This window comes from Sporofaciens sp. St.21A7, assembly GCF_059728535.1.
Window position 1 is genome coordinate 925,025 of record NZ_BAAGFN010000001.1, and the last position, 18,072, is coordinate 943,096.

The window sequence follows — 18,072 nt, forward strand, 5'->3', positions numbered from 1 at the left end:
ATGGCTTATATATTTCAAAGTGTTTTTGCATCCGAATTTAAAAACTTTCTAATAATGATCCGGGATGCCGGACAACAGACACGTGGATATGAAGCGACATTTAAGTCCCTCGACATCTTTATCTCGGAAAACCCTGTCCAGGGGAAAGCATTGACAGATGAGACCATCAGCAGATGGCTGGATTCCCTGTCCTGTAAGCCCCAGTCAAAGAACCGACGGATAACCCATGTCCGGGTATTCTCCAGATACCTGAACGCATTGGAAATCCCGGCTTTTGAACCAGGATATATGAGAGAGCAGTCTGAGTATATCCCTTATACTTTTACGGATGAAGAGTTCCGGGCAATTATCCATGCTGCGGATGAATTTTTAGGGAATCGCCGTGGAAGCACAAAGTCATCCCGGGCATTCCCCATGCTGCTGCGTATGCTTTATGGCTGCGGGCTGAGGCTTGGCGAAGCACTTGCGCTGCGTTGGGAAAATGTAGATCTCGGGGCGGGAATTCTGCACATCAGGAAAGCGAAAAATAATAAGGAGCGCGATGTTCCGATGGATCCGTCCTTAACAAGCCTGCTGGAAATATATAAAAAACGGCGGATTTCTGAAAACCCGGATTCCGTTTATGTTTTTGAAAGCGACCGCGTCCCTGGCACACCATACCTTGGATGGACTTTCCGGAACTGGTTCCTGTCAGTCATGGAACAGGCTGGGATAAGCAATGAACGGCAGGAAAAGTACGGACGCGCAATCTCCCCGCATACCCTTCGGCACTACTTTACTTATAAGTCCTTCCTGCAGGCAGAAGATAAAGGGCGGACGCTGGAGCAGTTTATTCCATATCTTTCCGCATACCTGGGGCACAGATCGCTTTTGGAAACGGAACGGTATCTTGCAACAGATTATACTTTATATAAAGATTCGCAGGATCGCATGGAACAGTCCATAGGACATATTTTCCCGGAGGTGGATTTCGAATGAAAAAAAGATCAATACTGCCATTATTGGAGAGGTTCTTCACAGAATACCTCCCATCTTCCAAAGGTGTCAGCAGCAATACTCTGAAAGCCTACCAGTACGCATTCCGGCTTCTGTTTGCATATTTTTCAGATGAAAAGGGGATCCTGCCGGATAAAGTGACTTTTGAACTACTCAGCGGCAGTGCTGTTGACAGTTTCCTCGCGTATCTGGAAGAACAGCGGCACTGTACAGTGAAAACCCGGAACCTGCGGAGGGCTGCGCTCATGGCATTCGCAAAATATGCAGCGGATAAGGATTTCACAGAATCCATGTCTTTTTATACGGCGATGGTAAAAACTCCGAAAAAGAAAGAACCTAAAAATGCTTCCATCAAATATTTTACCAAAGAAGAAGTATGCATCATCCTTTCCGCGCCAAATGCCAATACATTGACCGGACAGAGGGACATAACTCTACTGAGTGTCCTCTATGCAACAGGCGCAAGGGCGCAGGAACTCTGTGACATCACGATAAAGGACATTTCCTTCTCTGACCCGACAAGAATAAAGCTGACTGGAAAAGGGAACAAGTCGAGGATTGTCACCATCCCCCAAAACTGCACGGTTTTGTTAAAGGGCTATATGAAAAGCCGTGGATTTTGTTCAAATGACCCCGGCATACAGAACAGACATCTTTTTTCAAGCCGCACCAATGAGCATATGTCGATATCATGTGTGGAGGGGATTGTAAGAAAATATCTGGCTGTCTGCAGGCAGGAACATCCGGACAAATTTCTTGAAAAAGGATATTCCCCTCATTCATTCAGGCATTCGATAGCAGTCCATATGCTTGAGGCTGGGGATTCACTTGTAACGATAAAAGCCTTTCTGGGACATGCCAGCATCATAACAACAACTGTCTACGCACAGGTGACACCTGAGTTGGCAAATAAATATCTTGATGAGCGCGGGAAACCTATCCCTGAAAGAAACGTAGAAACATCCCCTAAACCGTTAGCGCAGGCATTGCCATTTTTATATCACTAAAAATTATCCAGATAAGAATCTTTATCAGATATTTTTGCGATTTCTGAAGAAGGCCAACATTTTTATTGCTTTAGAAAGGATTAAACTGTATAATCATGGAAAAGAAAGAAGGTGATTTTTTGTCTCAGCTTGATACATACAGAAATACTTTGTTAAAAAAACAGGAAGATATATCAAAACTAAACCAAGACATGGCAAAGGAACAGGCCAAAATAGCACCGCTACAGAAGAAAATCATATCAGCCAAGGGCGCTATCGGCCGAACAAAAAGCCAATCTACCATAAAATCTAAACTCAATGAGATTGAACGGGCAGAAAAATCAATTTCTGATATTCAGAAGAAGTGTGGCGATATCCAGAAAAAAATCGCTCAAAAAGAAAAGGAACGATCTACTGCGGAGAAAAACTACAGGAATGAGGAAGCAAAGGTAAACAAAAAGAACATGGAGGCAGAGAAAAAACGCCAGCAGGATGCACTGCGCCAGGCAGCTTCATTTGAGCGCTCATTAAGGGAATACGGAAATGCCCAATCGCAAATGCAGCTGGAAATTGAACGGTTAAAAGCGATACCTGAAAAAATCACAGTTTTATTTCTTGCTGCAAACCCAAAAGATACACCGCAGCTTTCTCTCGACGAAGAGGCACGCTCTATTCAGCAAAAAATCCGCCTATCAGAATATCGTGAATCGGTTCATTTCGAAAGTCGGTGGGCTACTCGCGCATCAGATATATTGCAGGCAATCAATGAAACGAACCCCACAATCGTTCATTTTAGTGGTCATGGCGCCAAATCGGGGGAACTTGCTTTATTGAATCCAGATGGAAGCACAAAGACCGTTACAAAGGAAGCAATTACAATGGCCATGTCAACTGCATCTGATACAATACGTCTGGTTGTTTTTAACGCCTGCTTTTCAGAAACACAGGCCGAAAGTGTCGTGGAGCATATAGAAGCTGCAATCGGCATGTCAGCTTCTATCAGAGATGATACAGCTTGCACGTTTGCTGCCCAGTTGTATTCATCTATAGGTTTTGGACATTCACTGCAAACTTCATTTAATCAGGCTATAGCTGAATTACTATTAGAAGACATTCCTGGTGAAAATATTCCCCAGCTTTATGCTCGTGACGACGTTGACTTAAATGATCTAATACTTGTTCGTCCAGATGTTTAATGTTAGAATCCGTTACCTAAAGTTAGGTAGCGGATTCTATTATTACCCCAAATAACATTTTCATGATATAAAAAGTTATCCGAGAAATCTTTAGCGATTTTCTCGGATTTTTATATTTCAGCAAGCATAAAGGAGGATAACTATGAAGCAAGGATATGGCTATTTATCCGAGAAATAGGATAAGTACCCAGCAACCAGGGTTGCCTCCGGTTTTTGCATGGCAATTAAGAGCGTGTTGTTAAAACTGTAATTATGGAATTTTGACATGGTGGAGAGGTAGCTTCTGTATTTTTCACTTTCAAAAAGTTCCTTTAAGCCTTCCTCCAGCTTGTCGGTGATCTCTTTCACTTTCTGCTTTTCTGTTTTTGCATCTGCCATATTTTCAATCCTTTCTCTGCAATAAAAAAGACAATCCGATTTGACTGTCTTTCTCCCTGAAAACAGAAAAAGCAGCGAACTGTTTTTTGCAAAACCCAGTTCACTGCTTCACTGTATCTGTTATTAAGTTACTTTGACTATGCCAGCACAGGCTCCCTCTTTTTGATAACAGCCTCTACTTCTTCAATCGTCTTTTCCACACACTCCGCTATCTGCTCTAATGTGTAGCCTTTTCTGTGCATATTCATTATTACGCCTGCTATGGCGTTATCTGTTGCATTTTCCCTAATTCCCTGCGACAAGTTACACATAGCGCTCACATCCTCTCTTATTCTATCGTCTACCACAATGCTGTACTCTTTTTCCATGATTCCTAATTTTTCATCAACAGAAAGCTCCATTGACAACAGTGTACTCAGCAGACGATGCAGCTCATATTTATCATCATGCTCTGGAAGTTCATTTGCTATACCGATCAGGACAATGTTCAACAGGTCAAGCCCGCCTTTCCACGGATAAGAGCCTAACAGCTTATCATCCGTCAGATGCACATAGTCCATACTGTTCTCGTCCATGTTCATACATACCCAAATGGAGAAAACACGTTTTATGTCATTATAGTTTGTCTTGACAAAATCCCGTTCCTTCTGCGAGGAAACAAGGCGGCTTACATAGAAAACTGCCCGGTTCAGGATATGGTAGCTTGTCGGCTCGTCTTTTTGAGCTTCCACGTTCACAATTACCTGTGAGATGCCGTCTTTCATGCGTACATAAAAGATAATGTCAAACCGGATCAGCCCTTCATGGATCTCCGCATTTTCCGTATTCAGCCCGACGATCCGCTGCCCGCTTTTTTCTTTTTCGATATTGGTCAGCCCCGGCTCTACCGGAACCATGCTGATAAAAGGCTCTCCCTCAATGTAGGATACCACATCGTTCGGGTTCATACCCTTAAATTCATCAATGGTCTTTACCAGTATATGCGCCAGAATGATCTTATTTCCCAACAGCCGTTTTGCCTTCTCGTCATATTGGGCATCTTCGTCTGCCGCACTCACTGCGTTCTTTATCTCTGTATCCACAGCCATAACCTCCTTTTTTATATTGGCAGGAAATGCAAAAGCCATTCCCCAAAGGTATATGACCTCAAAATCATTATACCTTGAAATCCTTGCTAAATCAATCGGAACTTTCCAGAGTGCCTTGCCGAATGTACCGGATTTTCATTGACTGCCAAATCGTTATAACATTTCCTCCTTTCCCTTTGCCTTTTTCGGCATGGTTTTCTCAGTATTTCCCCCGGCAGCTCTCACTTTGAACGCTTCCAGTTTTTCCTTTAGTGATGTTCTCTGTATAGGCTTATCCGCCATTGCCGCCGCAGGTTTGGGCTTTTGTGGACTGTCATCCCCCGCCGCAGACTTCTGGACATCATGTCCAGAAGTTTTCTGGCTCTCGTTTTCTTCTTCCGGAGCATCTTCCATGCCGAGAGCCTCATCTCCCTTTTCGTCCATGTTGAGCAGGGCATTTAAGGCGGCAAGGCGCTCCAGCTTCTCCGCAAGCTCCGCTTCCTGTGCAAATGGTTTTGTGACCTCCACCTTTGCAGTTTCAAGCTGCCGCTCCACCGTTTCCAATTTGGTCTGTGCTTCGGCAAGCTGTTTCGGCATGGATTCCAGAGCGTGGTTGATACGGGCAATGTTGCCCAGTGGGTCAGAGCCAATCTCAAGATTATGCGAAAGCTGCCCTTTTAAATTCATCACAAATTTGTGATTAAAGGAATCAAAGGATACCGCCATCTTAAATCCTGCATATTCCCCGACCGTGGCAGGCACATTGAGCGTTTTCATTTCCTTGCACATCTCCACCAGTGCGGTTCCGGCTTCTTTTTTATCCGTGTAAACCTTATCCCCGACTTTCATAACAAACTGTTCCTTGTCTGCCGGAAGATTTGTTTTTGCGGTCTGAATGTCCACTGTCATGCCGCTGATCCGCTCCTTCAGAATAGCTATCTGTTGCGGATAACGCTTTAAAATATCGTCCTCAAGTCTGTATTTCTGGCTTGTGTGGTTCCCTTTCATCAGCTTCAGCTTTGACACTTGAATGTCGAGATCCATCTTCTCCTTAATGTAGGGATTGCCCGTTGCAAGGGCTTTTACCTCCGCATAGGTGAGCGCCGCTTCGTCCACGTCCTCACAACTCCGCACCGGGGATTTGCTGGTCATGATCTGCCCGATGAATTTCTGCTTGTTCTCAATGAGCTGCCAGGAATAGCTGTCGAATGTGCCTTCCGTCACATACCGGAAAATCTTCACTTTAGGATTGAGATTGCCCTGACGCAGAATACGGCCTTCCTGCTGTTCAATGTCAGTCGGTCATTTTTTGCGGACAGTTCAATACATACTTGTCTGTCCCTTGTCCTGCTCCTGCGTCTGCTCTCGTTTGATTTCTCCCTCTGCACCTTTTTCGCACATATCGGACAATATTTTGAGATAGCAGAGCCAGGGACATATTCAACGCCGCACACCGTACAGTGTTTAGCGGGCAACGCCGTCCACCGTTTTGTGGGTGTGATATGTAATTCACCGACAAAGCCGATGAATTTATAGTAAATCTTGATTTCCTGCCTAACCGTCCCGTCCGCTGACTTTTCACGCTCCGAAACAAATATCTTGTCTATCAGTGCATTTACTACTGTTGCGTCCAGTTCCTTTAATCCTTGATAGTTGCGGATAAGAGAGAGGAAGTCACGGATTCCTTGCGATTTCTCATAACTTTCGTTGAGCGTTTCTGTCACTTCCCTTAACCGTGCTTCGATTTCAAGCTGTTCTTTCTGGTATTTCCCCGACATCATCTCGAAATTCCGCTCGGTGATACGCTCCATGACCTTATCCTCATAGAGAGAGGAAAACAGCCTGTCAAGCTCCGCAAGGCGTTTGTTCAGCTTCTTTTGTTCTTTCTCCATTGCCTTCGCTTTGCTCTGGTCTGTTTCCGTAAGCCGCTTCTCAATCGCCCTCACCGCCCGCTCGTCATTCACCGCCATATCCGCAAAACGGTTGATGTCGGCAAGCACGGCGTTGAATAAGTCCCTCGCTTCAATGGAGTGTGCGGTACACATGACGTTGCCGTATCTGGCGTAATTATTACAGGAATATTGTACGCAGTCAATGACATCTGGGCGTTTCCTCCTGTTGGCGTTCATCGCCCGCAACGCATAGCCGCAGTCTGCACATTTGATTACGCCTGCAAAGATATTCTCAAATCCCCCTGCGTTCTGTTCCCGCCTGCGGCTCGTCATAAGCTGTTGGACGGTATCAAATTCCTCCTGCGTGACTATCCCCTCATGGGTGTCGGGTATCACTTCCCATTCTTCGGGCAGCTTAGAGGGGCGTTTCTTGCTTTTCATGTTGGCGGCAATCCGCTTATAGCCTGCAAGGTTTCCCGCATAGACAGGGCTTCTTAAAATGCCCCTCACGCTGTTCTCGCTCCAGATATAACGGTTTTCCTCGTTATCCTCAAAGTACCGCTCATAGCCTGCCGCCCCCTGCTCCGCCGCATAAGCGGCAGGTCGTAAGACGTGCTGTTTATTGATGTGCTTGCGGATTTTGGCGATTCCGTTTCCCGCAAGTGCAAGGTCAAATATCTCTCTTACAACGTGCGCCACCTTATCATCTATCAGCAGATGGTTGTGGTCGGCAGGGTCTTTGATATACCCATAGGGTGCATATGGCCCCATGAATTTCCCCTGCTGAAACCTCGCCCGATATGCCGATTTTATCTTGACCGACACATCGGCTGAATACATTTCGTTTAGGATGTTGCGGAATGGGGTGATGTCCATCGCCGATTTATTGAGCGTGTCCACGCCGTCATTGACAGCTATATACCGCACATTATTTTCTGGGAAAAAGACTTCCAGATACAGCCCGCAGTCAAGATAGTTCCTCCCTAACCTTGATAAATCTTTCGTAATCACGCAGTTTATCAGCCCGTTTTCAATGTCCTTAATCATGTTCTGAAAACTCGGTCTTTGGAAATTCGTACCAGAATAACCGTCGTCCACATACGTTTTTGCCAAATGCCAGCCCTGTTTTTTTACATAATCCGTGAGGATGGATTTCTGTGTGGCAATGCTCGCACTCTCATTATCCGTCCCATCATCCTTTGACAAGCGGCAGTAAATGCCGACTAAATAGATTTTCTTTTCTTCTTTGATTCCTGCCATACTGTGAAACCTCCGTCCTTGCTCTACTAAATTTCATATTCCATTGCGTACATTCTAAGCGGATATATCCTCATTGTCGAAGGTGTCACCCTCGGCAATCTTCCTGCGGATGTCCTCGGAGATAATCGGGATAAACGCCTCCGCAACGGTCTGTGTGCCGACATATTCACGGCTGACAATCATCTGCACTGGCTCTCTTGCCACAATACGCTTTCTCTTTTTGTTTGCTTTCTTATCCTCGCCCATACTCAAATTTTCCTTTCCCGACAGGGCAGGGGAGTGTCTGAAAACGCCCCCGCCCTGCCAATCAGACACAATCAATCCCCGCTGTTCAATTCTTCCTGCAATGCTTTAAGGAGAGCCGCCGCTTCATCGGCGGTCAACGTGATTCCCTTTCAGCATTTCTCACGGTTGGGGGAAAAGCTGCGGATGTCATACTTCGGCTCTTTCCCGTTCCATGAGATTAAATTGATTTCCTTTGTATAGCCGCTGTCACCCGCAGACAATACGGCGATTTCCTTTACCATCTCATACTGGATTTCTTTCATTTCCTGCCCCTTTCCTGTCTTGGCTTTTCGCATTTTATCTGAATAAAGTTATATATTTACCTCCCGAAAAGAGAAGATTATCGGCTGTCCCTGTTCCGTTTCCTCTGCAATTCACGCTCTAAAAGTTTGATGATGGTGTCCTCCATCTGCTTCGGCATTGTGCCTTTCGGGAAGTATTTCTTTAACCGCTCCATGCCGATTTTCACGGTTTCTTTCTGGTTTCCCTTTTCCTCCGTCATAATGGAAAATATCATATCCATGTCAAGCCGCCCGCTCTGGCTCAAGGTTTTCATCCGCTGTGCCTGTGAGAGTGAGGGCGTTGCTTCCTCGCTTTCCATCGTGGCGAATAAATTTTCCTGTTCGTCTTTCTTCAAAAAGGACAGCTCCACCGCAGGCGTGAGGGCGATTTTCCCCTCGTCCACCATCAGCAAAATCGGCGGTATCAGTTCCGTCAATCGGATAAATCTCTGCACGGTCATCCTGCCAACGCCAAAGCCCTGCGCCACCTTATCGTCTGTCCGCAACTTCGTCCCAACTTGTGACGAGGTTAAATCCGTGCGGAAGCCCTGCCGCTTCATGGCTTCGGATTTCATCTTGTAGGCAAACGCCCGCTCACTCGGCAGGATATTTTCACGCTGTAAGTTGCTGTCCACAAGGGTGATGATGGCTCGGTCACGGTCTAAGGGCAGGACAAAAGCGGGGATTGTGTTTATCCCTGCAAGCTCCGAAGCACGGACACGCCGCTGTCCCGCAATGATTTCATATCCATTCCCATCCTCTTTCGGGCGTGTGATTATCGGCGTTACAATTCCAAACTCTTTGATACTCTCTGCTAATTCTGATAACATTTCGTCCTCCACTACATGAAACGGGTTATCTGGAAACGGATATAAATCTGCGGTCTTTAATACCTTAAAATCCTGTTTCTTCATTCACATTCCTACCTTTCTTTCGCTCTGTTCCGATTACTTTTCTGCAATTCTTCCAATACCTCTGGCGGGATTTTGGAGAGCAGCCGCCCCATCTGCTCGTTGGTTCTCTGCAACTCAAATATCCTCTGGTTGGCTTTCTGTACCTTTAGTTCCTGCTCGTACTTTTCATCACGCATACGCCCCGCATAATCGGATTCCTGCCCGATTCTCTCTTTCAAGCTGTCGATATACGCCTGCTGTTTGCCGATTTCCTTAGAGAATTTCTCCACGTCTGGAAGCCATGCGGAGAGCAGTTCTAACGCCTTATCCCTTTTCTTGCCAGCGTTAAAAGCGTTGATGTCGGAGAGGGCAGATACGATTTCTTCATACTGTTTATCCAGTCTGCCGCCCAGTTTATAGAGCCATGTGGGGATGTGTTTCCGCTTCGTTTCCATTGAGGACTGCCCCCGTTCAAGCTGATTCCACCGTGCGGACATCCTCTCATGGTAGGCGGTCTGCCATTCGGATAGGGATTTCTGGTTGCCTAAGATACTCTTCGCTGACAGCTTGTTGTCGGGCGTAAGCGGCACAAAACATAAGTGCATATGGGGCGTTCTCTCGTCCATATGGACGACTGCGGAGAGAATATTTTTCTTCCCCACACGCTCCGAAATGAAGTCAAGAGCCGTCTGGAAATAGGCTTTTTGTTCTTCGGGCGGTAAGCTGTTCATAAATTCGGGTGAAGCGGTAATAAGTGTTTCCACCATCATCACGCTGTCTTTCCTTGTCCTGCACCCTGCTTCAGCCACCATTCGGTTTATCTCTTTCTTATAGGTGTAACGGGGCGGCTTCACAAGATGGTAGTTATCTTTGGAGCGTCCCACGTCAATGTCTGGGTTGCTTTTATAGGCTTCTTTCTTCCGCTCGTTGTGGCGTTCGCAAGCCGCAACGCCGCCTGCCTTGCGTTTCTGGAAACGCAGGATTGCATAGGGCATAGTTCATCTTCCTTTCTTTCGGTGGGTAACTGTCGTTTCCTGTCTTTGGTGCGTGACGGTCATGACGATGATGACGGTGTTTTTGGGATACCCCCTCATAAGAGCCGTAACCGTCACGCCGACATTCTTTTATCCGAAGCGGAAAGCGTAGGATAAGCAGGGCAAAGCCCTGCCATAAGGGAGTCCAGAGGGAACGTCTGGCACACGACTTTGCAGGGCAAAGTGTAGTGTGTTACACCCTGTAAACGCAGTCGGAAAAATCAGAAGATTTTTCTGACCGCAGGGGTGGCATTACGAGCCGAAAAGGGCGAGTAATGCCTACGCCTGCATTTTGCGTTTACGGGGTGTTCTCCCGTAGGGATGACAGCGGCGGGGGTATCCCAAAAACACCGTCATCATCGTCATGACCGTCACGCAGTGGGCAGAGCCGCCGGTTCTGCTTAAGTCTAAATGTCGTTGATAACAGCAAGGGAAATCATCCGCCCGCTGCTCCTGCGGCTGAAATCATAGCGGATATGGTTTTCAAGCAGGAAATCAAGGCGGTACTCGTTCATCCACTTTGTCAAAACATTCGCCGCCGTCCCTGTTTCCCCCAGAGCGTCCAGTAACTCGGTGGCTGTGCCAGTCCATTCCTCCCTGCCCTGCATGAAATCCACTAACCGAAAAAGAATATCTGGTATCGCTTCTTCCGCAAGCTGTTCCTGCTCCTTACGCTCCACAAGCTCCCAACTGCAATCACGGAAACGGAGCGTAAACTCCTGATAGGGCGTGTCCCTGCCCGTCACATACAGCTTTGCGGCGTTGGACGCACGGCTTTCCTGTTCCAGGACAAAGGTTGCGTCCGCACTCCCCGTCAATCCCGTCGTGCCAGACACTTTGTTGAACACGTCGCTGTCGTTCTGCTTTCGGATGTGGTGTACGACAATGACCGCCAGAGAGTGCCTGTCGGCAAAGTCTTTGATAAGGGAGATGTCCCCGTAATCGCTTGCATAGGCGTTGTCTTTGGATGCGGTACGAATTTTCTGCAAGGTGTCAATGACAATGAGCCTGCTGTCGGGGTATTCTTTCAAATAGTCCTCCAACTGCACGATAAGACCGTCTGACAGCTTATCGCTTGCCACGGCAAAGTGAAGCCGCCCGCTCGCTTCATCCGTCAAACGAAACAGCCTGTCTTGAATGCGGCAGAACGTATCTTCAAGGCAGAGGTAAAGCACGTCACCCTCCCGTGTCGGCATATCCCATAAGGGGATTCCCTGCGACACGCAGAGGCATAGCTTTAACATGAGCCAGCTTTTGCCGATTTTCTGTGAGCCGCAGAATAGGGTTAAGCCCGTGGGTATCAGACCGTCTACCACAAAGGACGGCTTTTCAAGCGGCTCATAGAGGAGCGTGTCGGCGTTGACCGTCTGGAGCTTCTGCATGGGATTCCTCCTTTCGGGCGGTGTCTTTGGTTTTGTTGCACATAGGCGTTGACCTCCTAAAATAGATTTACTCCCACGAAAAGAAGTGAGAGTATGTAATGCCGCCAATTACGGCAGTCTTAAAATCCTCCGCAGCTTCTTCCGCAGATGGTCTAACCTTGCGTAGATTGCTCCCGTTGTCAATCCCACAAGTGGGGCAATCTCCTTAGTGGAATATCCCTGCATTTTCAGCAGGACGATTTGTAACGTGCGCCTGTCCACCTTGATTAAGGCAAGGTACAGAGTTTCGTTCTCAATCTCGTCCAGTAAATCAGAGACAGACTTTACCTCTGCCTGCTTCTCCCTGTCCGCCATGCCCTCAAGGTATTCGCCGAAGTCGCTCGCCCATCAGTAAAACCGCCTGTTGGAATTAAAATCTGCCCTGTCGTCTGTGCGGATTTGCTCAATGACCGCTTCATCAACGCCGCATTCACGCAGAACCTTTTCCTCGGCTTCTTTCCAGATACGCCATTTTCTGTCCTCCCGTCCGTGGTTGTATGCCATCCTTATTTCCTCCAATCAGAATTGATTGAGGGGGCAGGGAAAAGCCCCCTCATTTTCCCAAAGGAAAAAACAAGGGGGCTGAACGCCTTAAATTTTGTTTTCGATTATCTTCCTCAGCTTCGCAAGGATTTTGGATTTACGCTTGTTCACAACGCTCTGTGTTATGCCTAACCGCAACCCGACTTCCCTCTCGGAAAGTTCCTCAAAGAAGATTGCTTGTATCAACGTCTGTTCACTGTCCGACAACAAAGGCAGGGCGGCTTTCAGCCTGTCCACCATCACCGCACGGACAACGGTTTCCGCAACGTCCACCGCTTCATCAACAATGAAATCAAGAATATTCCCCTCGCTGTCCGTAAATCCCTCTAATGACAGCAGGCTGTGGTTCGTGTCCAGTTTTTTCAGATAACGCCACCGCTCTTTCTCCTTGTAGAAATCTGCGTACTGTTCCCGCACGACTTCAAGCAGACAGCCCTGCACGGGGATAAACAGCTTGTCCATGTAACTCTGGTCGGCTTGCCTGCGGCGGCAGAAGTCCGTATAGGATAATTCCACATAGCCGCTATTCTCTTTGATATATACTTTTCTTGGTGCATACTTCACCGTAAGTACCTCCCATCTGAATTTTTGAAATGCTGAAATCCAGATAGAGAGGGTGGGGAGCGGCAATGAATACCAGATACAGCCCTGCGGCACATTCCGATAAAAAACGACAAAAGAAAAACCGCAAAGGCACTGTGACCTCTACGGTTATAGGAGATATATATTCTGATAAGTGGAGATTCTACTTCTGATTTCATGGTGAGAAGTAGCGTTGCATAGGCAGGGATTTTTTTAACTGGCTTTCTGCCATTCCTCGATATGCTATGTATGGATTAACTCTGCATTGCATGAGCAGATGAATTACTGCCCGAAAAAAGGACATAAAAAAATCCTTCCAAACTTTAAAACAGGTCTGGAGAGTGTCTGTTAAGTCTTTTCGGGCATAGCAATACCGCCCACCACACGCCGTTTTTTTATATGGTGGGCGTTTGCCTTAAAACCTTATGAAATAAAATAGAGCCAATGAACTGTGACTACTCACTTGTTCATCGGCTCTGCGTCTTAAGCGTCTGGCTCTTTGATGACTGTTATTTGTAAATTTTTTGCTTCAATCAATGTTTCCTGCTTGCATTTCGGGCAATAGAGAGGATAGTTTTTTAAAATCGTATCTTCTCTAATTTTGTCACGGGTCTTATTTCCGCAAACAGGGCAGCGTATCCAATCACTTTTAGTATTTGCCGTTTCCACTTAACCAAAATTCCTCCATAGCTGCATTAAATTTATTCGGTGTGTCCATATTCACACAGTGTCCAGCTCCCTCGAAAATAATCACACCACATTCTGGTTCATTTTTCTTCCACATTTCTACGGCGGATAGTTCCATTGGAATATCGTACTTTCCGCAGCCAATAAGCAAAGGGTATTTCCTCGGTTCTGTCTGCCGAACATTTATCATACTGCTTAAAGAAGATAAATACATAAATGACTTCTTAGAAAATTGAATATTCATCTCGTAAAAATCCTTTTGAGCCTGTAAAGTATAAGCAGATATTTTTTTATTCGACTTTGCAAACCATTTAATTGAAAATATAGCTTTAAGCATCATAAGTATCTGTGATGCGCTATTTTCCTTCTGCATTTTGACATCGAAATTGTTTATATCATAACCGCCGAAACAAGCAAGTGATTGTACGGCTTCTGGATACTGGTTTGCAAAGTCTTGCGCTAATATAGCCCCCAATGAAATCCCGACAATATGTATCTTTTCTATTTTTTCTGTTTTTAGAATTTTGTTTATCCACGATGACATTTTATCTATACTATCGCCTTTTTGTACTTTTGTTGATTTACCGTGACCGATAATATCAAGGGTAAGAATGTTATATTTATCTTGAAAATAGTCAATTTGTGCTTGAAACATATTGTGGTTTACAAAAGCAGCATGTATAAAAAGTATCCACTCAGCCCTTTCCTTTCTACTGATATAATAAACAATAGGCGATTCTTCTAAATGGTATTGTTTCATATTTCACCGTTCCTCATCTTTCTTAACAAGCTTTCAAACCAGTCGATATTAAATTTAATCAGTTCTTTTCCATAAAGAGCGGAAACAAACTGATAGTTAAGTATATCTTTATTTTCCTCTGAAATTTTGATATTTTCTGCTTCTTCACATATTGCCGATAATACATTATATTTTTCATTCAAAAATATTAAATGCTGTTGTATGCTTATTTCACGATTTTTTTTATCCGAAAATCCCATAAAATAGACCTTTGCCAACTCTGGGCTTTTGGGACTTTGTTCTTCTATGGGTGCATTTATCCATGCGAAAAAATGTTGCCGTCCACTTTCGGTTATGCAATAAACTTTCTTATACTTTCCATTATCAACTATTTCCTCATAGCTGATAAACCCACAATTCAGCAATTTTCTTATAGCTGCCTGTATGCTTCCCATACTACTGCTATACATCAAATTGATTCCTTTATCTATTCTTTCCCTTAGTTGATAGATTGTTCTATTGCACATAAGTAAAAGCCCAAGAATGATATTGTCCATCGTTAACCTCCATATATTCCTATTAGTAACATTACTATTATACGCATCTTGTGTTTAAAAGTCAAGTAGACAGATATTTTTTAACAAATGCACAGCGACAGAGCTTTTACCCTCTGCCGCCTGTCTGTTATGCGTAGATTATTTCCTCGTTTACAATCTCCATTGCACAAGCCCGTATGTTGTTCATCCTCCCGACCCATTCTAAGGCGTTTTCAGCCTTTAGCCGTTCCGTAATGCCCTGCGCCTGTTTCATGCCCTCTATGAGCCTTTCAAAGCGTTCCTGCGCCTGCCTGTCGATGTCGGCAAGGTAAATGTTCAGTCTGCCGCTTGTGAGAAGATTGGTGTATGTAACCCTGCGGTACTGCTTCAGATAATCCAGATGCCGCTGTCCCCATGTGCCTATCGGCTGTTCTTCTTCGGCGGGTACGATTAAGCACGGTATTAAGTAATCTCCTTGCCGCTCATATTTGCCGCCCAGTTCCTCAAATAATGATTTAGCCATTGTCTGTTACCTCCACATTCTTTTTTATTTTGAATGTCCGCAAAATCCGTCCTACATCGGCCGGTTTCCAAGGCGCATCCAGGTGGTGTAAGGCAACCAGCCTGTCCTGTATATTTGTCCCGGCTCCTAACTTCGGTGTAGAGCCGAGAAGGATACGCACCTGCCCGGAGCGCACCTTTGAAAATAATTCCGCTTTTTTTGTTTCCGTCCCGGCTTCATGGATAAACGCCACTTCCTCTCTGGGGATTCCTTTTGCCACCAGTTTTTCCCGCACATCGTCATAGACATTGAATGTGCCGTCATTTTTCGGCGTAGACAGGTCGCAAAAAATTAATTGTGTCCCTTTGTCTGCAGAAGTCTTTTCCCAAATGTCAAACGCATTGTTTACACAGCGGTTGACCTTGCTTTCCCCCGCATCCGGCAGCATGTCATTGATAAGCCGCTGATCCAGGGCGCATTTCCTCCCATCGTTGGTAATTTTCAATACCGATAGGTAACGGTCTGAACTGGCTTTACAGTTCTCGCCGCTTTCCCCCGGTTCGCACCGTGCATGACAGTTTCCCATCACACGGCGCTCCATCAATAATTAGATTGCAATAGTATTATCCAAAGAACTTATTTCTGTGTTTCCAGCTAAGTTTCTCAACTCATTCAGTTTGCGTAAATCTATGGTGTCTTTGTATTCGGAAATATACTGTGATATTGTGTCCTGCTTTGTCGCATGGATTAGCCTATGGATGTCCTCATGCACGATTACCAGATTTCTATATTCATCTGTACCGCCTTGACAGCGTGGGGTTTTATGGTGGCAGTGGATGTCGCTGTATTCCAGTTTTATCCCTGTTACTGCACATTTCCCATACTGCCCGGCATAAAGTGAAATCCTGTTGTCCGCATACTGTATGCTCCTGTTGCTGACAGGGTTCTGCATGAGTTTCAACAGCGTAAAGGTGTCTATCCCTAAATTATTGTGGATTTCAGCACGCCCTTCCGCTGTGTATTTATTGACAGACTTTTTCTTACACTTAGGGATTTTGTTCTGTACATACCCAACCGGGGCTACTGCATAGCCGCTTATAAATCGGATTTGCTCGCTTTTCCCATAGTTCATTTTCACAGCTTTTGATATGTTCGGCACTCTCTTTTTCCGCTTTTTATAATACTTCACGGATTTATAGTTTTTCCTCATACGGTTCTTAAACACAGCCGTTGTCTGGAACGCTATCTTCCGGCAGTCAAGGCATATCCGGGTAGCTGTTTTATAATAATTGTGTATGCCCATGACTTTTGAGTTGTAGTTCTGTATCATCTTATACTGCTCTTTGCCGCTGTCCGGCTTCTGTATGCGCTTTATCTGCTCCACCAGCTTCTTTGCCGCTTTCTTTACAGCCTTATCGTGGTGTTAGTATATAAGTGTGGACAGGAAAAGTTGAACAATCTATACTATCAAGTGAAAGAGCAAAGGAGATGTTCAACATGGCGAAGAACCAAAAATCTTACACTCCGGAATTTAAACAGCAGATTGTGGATCTGTATAATGCCGGAGGAACCTCGTATCCAAAACTGGAACGTGAATATGGCGTAAATCGGAGTACACTCAGCAACTGGGTAAAACAGCTTTCTCCTATCAATGTGTCCGAGGAGGAAACCGTTACCCTCAAAGAGTATAAGGCTCTCCAGAAAGAGATCCAGCGCCTTAGAATTGAAAATGAAATCTTAAAAAAAGCGACCGCCATATTCGCAAAAGAACAATAGCTGAGATTGTTTCTTTTATTCAGCAAAACTTAGCCCATTATACGGTATCCCAGCTTTGCAGCGCCTTGAAATTCCCAAGGAGTACCTATTACAAAGCTCTGGTTTGTGTACCCTCAAACCGGCAGAAGGAATATAAGGAATTCAGCCAGAAGGTAAAAGACGCTTATGAAGATTCAAAGCAGCGGTATGGGGCAGTTAAAATATGCCGTACGCTCAATGGCAGCGGGACTCCCTGCAGCATAAAACGGGTTCAGCGGCATATGGCAGAGCAAGGGCTTCGCTCTGTTGTAGTAAAGAAATACAACCATCATGCCAATCACGGAACCGTTCCCGATAATAAAGAGAATATTCTGAAGCGTGATTTCGAGACGGAAACCATCAACCAGAAATGGTGTACCGATATTACCTATATCCATGTACAAAAAGAAGGATGGACCTATCTGGCTTCAGTCATGGACTTGTGCAGTCGTAAGATTATCGGATATGCGTATGGAACATCCATGACAGCAGAACTGGCGATAGAAGCTGTTAAGAACGCCTGTCTGAATGTCAGGGAGACAAAGGGGATTATTCTCCACAGTGACTTAGGAAGCCAATATACGAGTCAATCGTTTGAGAGGATCCTGAAGAGCAGGGAGATACTGCATTCATTTAGCCGGAAGGGAAACCCTTATGATAATGCCTGTATCGAATCGTTCCATTCTGTACTGAAAAAAGAAGAAATCTACCTTCATAATTATCAGGATTCGAAAGAGGCCCGAAGGGCAATCTTTGAATACATAGAGGGCTGGTATAACCGTAAGCGGATACACAGTGCTATTGGTTATATGACACCTCAGCAAAAGGAGGATGAGGAATTAAAAAAAGCAGCATAAGCTTTCAACTTTTTTTGTCCAAAGTATTGACATAGGTCCAATGTGCCGTATGTCCACGAATCAGGAATAAAGACCAAAATTTAAAAAATTCCACGATTGCGGAAAAGGCTTTCTGCCGGACGGGTGCAAAAATCAGACGTGCA

The 18,072-nt window shown here is 45.4% G+C and carries 18 protein-coding genes and 4 pseudogenes; 5 read left to right on the forward strand and 17 right to left on the reverse strand.

Annotated elements, in window-relative coordinates; all coding sequences use genetic code 11:
- The 3 genes from AC6I3O_RS04440 (at position 1) to AC6I3O_RS04450 (ending at position 3,178) form a co-directional block, all read left to right on the forward strand.
- Positions 1-978 carry a tyrosine-type recombinase/integrase gene (locus AC6I3O_RS04440; RefSeq protein ID WP_497849887.1) on the forward strand — a complete coding sequence of 326 codons (978 nt, stop codon included), beginning with the start codon at positions 1-3 and terminating at the stop codon, positions 976-978.
- Positions 975-2,003 (forward strand): tyrosine-type recombinase/integrase, encoded by a 1,029-nt coding sequence (locus tag AC6I3O_RS04445; RefSeq protein WP_160229083.1) that lies wholly within the window; start codon positions 975-977, stop codon positions 2,001-2,003. Before AC6I3O_RS04440 ends, AC6I3O_RS04445 begins: the two co-directional genes overlap by 4 nt.
- A gap of 95 nt (positions 2,004-2,098) precedes the next feature.
- A complete protein-coding gene (locus AC6I3O_RS04450; protein ID WP_497849888.1) occupies positions 2,099-3,178 on the forward strand; it encodes a CHAT domain-containing protein in 1,080 nt (359 codons plus the stop codon).
- A gap of 174 nt (positions 3,179-3,352) precedes the next feature.
- On the opposite strand, the pseudogene AC6I3O_RS04455 reads toward AC6I3O_RS04450, so the two are convergent.
- The 17 genes and pseudogenes from AC6I3O_RS04455 to AC6I3O_RS04535 all read right to left on the reverse strand — a co-directional run.
- Positions 3,353-3,556 (reverse strand): annotated as a pseudogene (locus AC6I3O_RS04455) (ArdC-like ssDNA-binding domain-containing protein); the annotation flags it as partial.
- Between the two features lie 137 nt (positions 3,557-3,693).
- Positions 3,694-4,638 carry an Rpn family recombination-promoting nuclease/putative transposase gene (locus AC6I3O_RS04460; RefSeq protein WP_497849889.1) on the reverse strand — a complete coding sequence of 315 codons (945 nt, stop codon included), beginning with the start codon at positions 4,636-4,638 and terminating at the stop codon, positions 3,694-3,696.
- A 159-nt stretch (positions 4,639-4,797) separates the two neighbouring features.
- The gene (locus AC6I3O_RS04465) at positions 4,798-5,865 is read right to left on the reverse strand and encodes a helicase (RefSeq protein WP_497849890.1); all 1,068 of its coding nucleotides are present in this window, start codon (positions 5,863-5,865) and stop codon (positions 4,798-4,800) included.
- Positions 5,862-7,775, reverse strand: a complete 1,914-nt coding sequence (locus AC6I3O_RS04470) for a recombinase family protein (protein WP_497849891.1) — start codon at positions 7,773-7,775, stop codon at positions 5,862-5,864. Before AC6I3O_RS04470 ends, AC6I3O_RS04465 begins: the two co-directional genes overlap by 4 nt.
- A 54-nt stretch (positions 7,776-7,829) precedes the next feature.
- Positions 7,830-8,090: a stage II sporulation protein R gene (locus AC6I3O_RS04475; RefSeq protein ID WP_456300598.1), complete on the reverse strand. Its 261-nt coding sequence runs from the start codon at positions 8,088-8,090 to the stop codon at positions 7,830-7,832.
- Positions 8,091-8,092: 2 nt separating this feature from the next.
- Positions 8,093-8,323: pseudogene (locus AC6I3O_RS04480) on the reverse strand (YdbC family protein).
- Positions 8,324-8,400: 77 nt separating this feature from the next.
- The gene (locus tag AC6I3O_RS04485) at positions 8,401-9,255 is read right to left on the reverse strand and encodes a ParB/RepB/Spo0J family partition protein (RefSeq protein ID WP_497849892.1); all 855 of its coding nucleotides are present in this window, start codon (positions 9,253-9,255) and stop codon (positions 8,401-8,403) included.
- A gap of 8 nt (positions 9,256-9,263) precedes the next feature.
- The gene (gene mobV, locus AC6I3O_RS04490; RefSeq protein ID WP_497849893.1) at positions 9,264-10,229 is read right to left on the reverse strand and encodes a MobV family relaxase; all 966 of its coding nucleotides are present in this window, start codon (positions 10,227-10,229) and stop codon (positions 9,264-9,266) included.
- Between the two features lie 446 nt (positions 10,230-10,675).
- Positions 10,676-11,650 carry an AAA family ATPase gene (locus AC6I3O_RS04495; RefSeq protein WP_497849894.1) on the reverse strand — a complete coding sequence of 325 codons (975 nt, stop codon included), beginning with the start codon at positions 11,648-11,650 and terminating at the stop codon, positions 10,676-10,678.
- Between the two features lie 108 nt (positions 11,651-11,758).
- Positions 11,759-12,193, reverse strand: a pseudogene (locus tag AC6I3O_RS04500) (RNA polymerase sigma factor).
- An 87-nt stretch (positions 12,194-12,280) separates the two neighbouring features.
- Entirely contained in the window at positions 12,281-12,796 is a 516-nt protein-coding gene (locus AC6I3O_RS04505) for a sigma-70 family RNA polymerase sigma factor (protein WP_497849895.1), read from the reverse strand.
- A gap of 501 nt (positions 12,797-13,297) precedes the next feature.
- Positions 13,298-13,483 carry a cysteine-rich KTR domain-containing protein gene (locus tag AC6I3O_RS04510; RefSeq protein ID WP_034229227.1) on the reverse strand — a complete coding sequence of 62 codons (186 nt, stop codon included), beginning with the start codon at positions 13,481-13,483 and terminating at the stop codon, positions 13,298-13,300.
- Complete coding sequence (locus AC6I3O_RS04515) at positions 13,464-14,261, reverse strand: alpha/beta fold hydrolase (protein WP_497849896.1); 798 nt, start codon at positions 14,259-14,261, stop codon at positions 13,464-13,466. Before AC6I3O_RS04515 ends, AC6I3O_RS04510 begins: the two co-directional genes overlap by 20 nt.
- Complete coding sequence (locus tag AC6I3O_RS04520; protein WP_497849897.1) at positions 14,258-14,797, reverse strand: PadR family transcriptional regulator; 540 nt, start codon at positions 14,795-14,797, stop codon at positions 14,258-14,260. Before AC6I3O_RS04520 ends, AC6I3O_RS04515 begins: the two co-directional genes overlap by 4 nt.
- Positions 14,798-14,924: 127 nt before the next feature.
- On the reverse strand, positions 14,925-15,299 hold the full coding sequence (locus AC6I3O_RS04525) for a TnpV protein (protein WP_497849898.1): 375 nt from the start codon (positions 15,297-15,299) through the stop codon (positions 14,925-14,927).
- Positions 15,292-15,789 (reverse strand): annotated as a pseudogene (locus AC6I3O_RS04530) (hypothetical protein); the annotation flags it as partial. The gene AC6I3O_RS04525 and the pseudogene AC6I3O_RS04530, both read right to left, overlap by 8 nt.
- Positions 15,790-15,885: 96 nt before the next feature.
- Positions 15,886-16,662: an HNH endonuclease signature motif containing protein gene (locus AC6I3O_RS04535; RefSeq protein ID WP_497849899.1), complete on the reverse strand. Its 777-nt coding sequence runs from the start codon at positions 16,660-16,662 to the stop codon at positions 15,886-15,888.
- Between the two features lie 113 nt (positions 16,663-16,775).
- On the opposite strand from AC6I3O_RS04535, the gene AC6I3O_RS04540 reads away from it, so the two are divergent.
- Together AC6I3O_RS04540 and AC6I3O_RS04545 are read left to right on the forward strand one after the other, a co-directional pair.
- On the forward strand, positions 16,776-17,054 hold the full coding sequence (locus tag AC6I3O_RS04540) for a transposase (RefSeq protein WP_304523298.1): 279 nt from the start codon (positions 16,776-16,778) through the stop codon (positions 17,052-17,054).
- A 17-nt stretch (positions 17,055-17,071) separates the two neighbouring features.
- Entirely contained in the window at positions 17,072-17,929 is an 858-nt protein-coding gene (locus AC6I3O_RS04545; RefSeq protein WP_497853417.1) for an IS3 family transposase, read from the forward strand.
- The last annotated feature ends 143 nt before the right edge of the window (positions 17,930-18,072 follow it).